A 3,167-nucleotide genomic window follows, 5' to 3' on the forward strand; every position below is an offset into this window, starting at 1 on the left:
TTTTTTTTTTTATGGGACGGTGGCCCGGTGGCCGGACGACCCGCCCACCGAGCACTCCCGTTCGCGCCCAGATCCGGCAGTGGCTCCGGCACCGCGCCATCGGCCGCGCGGCGGTCCTAGAGGTGCCGGAGGCCGAACTCGCCGTGCTCGGCGCGGAATCGCCCGGGGCGCGCCGCTCGACGAGGTCCGCGCGCTCTTCGAGCGGACCGCGCTGGCCAGGGAGTTGCCCGCCTTCTTCACCACCGACGCCTACACCCGCCTGGTGGGCCGTCCGGGTGATCCGGACGGCCCGGCCCGCGACCGGGCCTGAGCGACGGGCCGGACGGGGCGGCGGTACGCGGAGCGGGTGGCGGCCCCGCAAACCGCCGCCCCGCGCCTGCCGGGCGTGCTCCATGTCACATCCCGGAATGTGGTCGGGAATGACCGCGGGGTGGTCCGCGCCTTAGCCTGGCACGTGCAGCTGGTTCGCCCCTGCCCGCCAGGCAGGAGCGTCGTAAGAGGGAACCCGGTGGGAATCCGGGACTGCCCCGCAGCGGTGAGTGGGAACGACCGCCGTCATACGCACTGGGTCCGGGCCGCGGACCTGGGAAGCGACGGTCAGTAGGAGTCTGCCCCGGCAGGCGTGCCCGCGAGTCCGAAGACCTGCCCGTTGCCCGTACGCGACCGATCGCGTGCGGATATCCCGGTGACCTCGTGGGCGGGTCGGCGTACACATCCGGCGGATCATCACCCCTGCGGGGTGCGCGTTCCGTCCGATTCGTCACCTTCGCGCCTGTGTCCCGTTACCGGGATGCCAGGAGACATCTCGCGAAGGAGATTTCCGTGACAGCGAAGTCCGCAGCCGCGGCAGCACGGGCCACCGTGTACGGCTACCCCCGCCAGGGCCGGCACCGGGAACTGAAGAAGGCCGTCGAGGGCTACTGGAAGGGCCGCGTCGGCGCCGACGCCCTCCACGCCACCGCCGCAGACCTCCGCGCCGCGAACTGGCGCCGGCTCGCCGAGGCGGGCGTCCACGAAGTGCCCACCGGCGACTTCTCGCTCTACGACCACATCCTCGACACCAGCGTCATGGTCGGCGCGATCCCCGCCCGCCACCGCGCGGCCGTCGCGGCGGACGCCCTGGACGGCTACTTCGCCATGGCCCGCGGCACGCAGGACGTCGCGCCGCTGGAGATGACGAAGTGGTTCGACACCAACTACCACTACCTTGTACCCGAGCTGGGACCAGACACGACGTTCGCGCCCGACTCGTCCAAGCAGGTCGCCGAGCTGAGGGAGGCCCTCGCCCTGGGCCTGTCCGCCCGGCCCGTCCTGGTCGGGCCTGTCACCTACCTCCTGCTCGCCAAGCCCGCCCCCGGCGTGGGCAGCGGCTACGCCCCGCTCGCCCTGCTTAACCGGCTGCTGCCGGTGTACGCCGAGGTGCTGGCCGACCTGCGCGCGGCCGGCGCCGAGTGGGTGCAGCTGGACGAGCCCGCCCTCGTCCAGGACCGCACCCCGGCCGAACTCGAAGCCGTCGAGAAGGTCTACCGCGACCTCGGCGCCCTCGTGGACCGGCCCAAGCTGCTGGTCGCCTCGTACTTCGACCGGCTCGGCGACGCCCTGCCGGTGCTGGCCAAGGCGCCGGTCGAGGGCCTGGCGCTGGACTTCACCGACGCCGCCGCCGCCAACCTCGACGCGCTCGCCACCGCCGGCGGACTGCCGGGCAAGCGGCTGGTGGCCGGTATCGTCAACGGCCGCAACATCTGGATCAACGACTACGAGAAGTCGCTGACCACCCTGGCCACCCTGCTGGGCCTGGCCGACCAGGTCGATGTGGCCGCCTCCTGCTCCCTGCTGCACGTCCCGCTCGACACGGCCGCGGAACAGGACATCGACCCGCAGATCCTGCGCTGGCTCGCCTTCGCGGAGCAGAAGACCGCCGAGATCGTCACCCTGGCCAAGGGGCTGGCGCAGGGCACCGACGCCATCGCCGCGCAGATCGCCGCCAACCGCGCCGACCTCGCCTCCCGCGCCGCCTCCCCGATCACCCACGACTCCGCCGTACGCGCCAGGGCCGCCGCCGTCACCGACGCCGACGGCCGCCGCTCCCAGCCGTACGCCGAGCGGACCACCGCCCAGCGCGCCCGCCTCGGGCTGCCCCTGCTGCCGACCACCACCATCGGCTCCTTCCCGCAGACCGGCGAGCTGCGCACCGCCCGCGCCGACCTGCGGGCCGGCCGGATCGGCACGGCCGGCTACGAGGAGCGCATCAGGGCCGAGATCGCCGAGGTCATCTCCTTCCAGGAGAAGACCGGCCTCGACGTCCTGGTGCACGGCGAGGCCGAACGCAACGACATGGTGCAGTACTTCGCCGAGCAGCTCACCGGCTGCCTCGCCACCCAGCAGGGCTGGGTCCAGTCCTACGGCACCCGGTACGTCCGCCCGCCGATCCTGGCCGGCGACATCTCCCGGTCCGGGCCGATGACGGTGCGCTGGACGAGTTACGCCCAATCGCTTACCGAGCGGCCGGTCAAGGGCATGCTCACCGGGCCGGTCACCATGCTGGCCTGGTCCTTCGTGCGCGACGACCAGCCGCTCGGCGACACCGCCCGCCAGGTGGCGCTCGCCCTGCGCGAGGAGGTCGCCGACCTCGAAGCCGCAGGCATCCCGGTCATCCAGGTGGACGAGCCCGCGCTGCGCGAGACGCTGCCGCTGCGGGCCGCCGACCGGCCGGCGTATCTGGACTGGGCGACCGAGGCCTTCCGCCTCACCACCGCGGGGGTGCGGCCCGCCACCCAGATCCACACCCACATGTGCTATGCGGAATTCGGCGACATCGTCCAGGCCATCGACGACCTCGACGCCGATGTCATCAGCCTGGAGGCCGCCCGCTCCCACATGCAGGTCGCCGCCGAGCTGGCCGCCCACGGATACCCGCGCGAGGCCGGCCCCGGCGTCTACGACATCCACTCGCCGCGCGTGCCCGGCGCCGACGAGGCAGCCGCGCTGCTCCGCAAGGGGCTCCGGGCGATCCCCGCCGAGCGGCTGTGGGTCAACCCCGACTGCGGCCTGAAGACCCGCGGCTGGCCCGAGACCAGGGCGTCGCTGGAGAACCTGGTCAGCGCCGCCCGCGCGGTCCGCGCGGAGCTGCCCGCGTCCTGACCCCGGCGGCGGGGCGGGCCCATGCC

1 protein-coding gene, 1 pseudogene and 1 riboswitch are annotated in these 3,167 nt (G+C 73.3%); the gene and the pseudogene both read left to right on the top strand.

The features are described 5' to 3' along the window. Window positions 1–310: pseudogene (locus tag V7E46_RS33070) on the top strand (hypothetical protein); the annotation flags it as partial. A 134-nt stretch (window positions 311–444) separates the two neighbouring features. Beyond that, a riboswitch (cobalamin riboswitch) is annotated at window positions 445–664 on the top strand. 158 nt (window positions 665–822) lie between these two features. After that, complete coding sequence (gene metE, locus V7E46_RS33075) at window positions 823–3,141, top strand: 5-methyltetrahydropteroyltriglutamate--homocysteine S-methyltransferase (RefSeq protein ID WP_333771856.1); 2,319 nt, start codon at window positions 823–825, stop codon at window positions 3,139–3,141. The last annotated feature ends 26 nt before the right edge of the window (window positions 3,142–3,167 follow it).

Source organism: Streptomyces sp. IBSBF 2435, assembly GCF_036815005.1.
GTDB lineage: Bacteria > Actinomycetota > Actinomycetes > Streptomycetales > Streptomycetaceae > Actinacidiphila.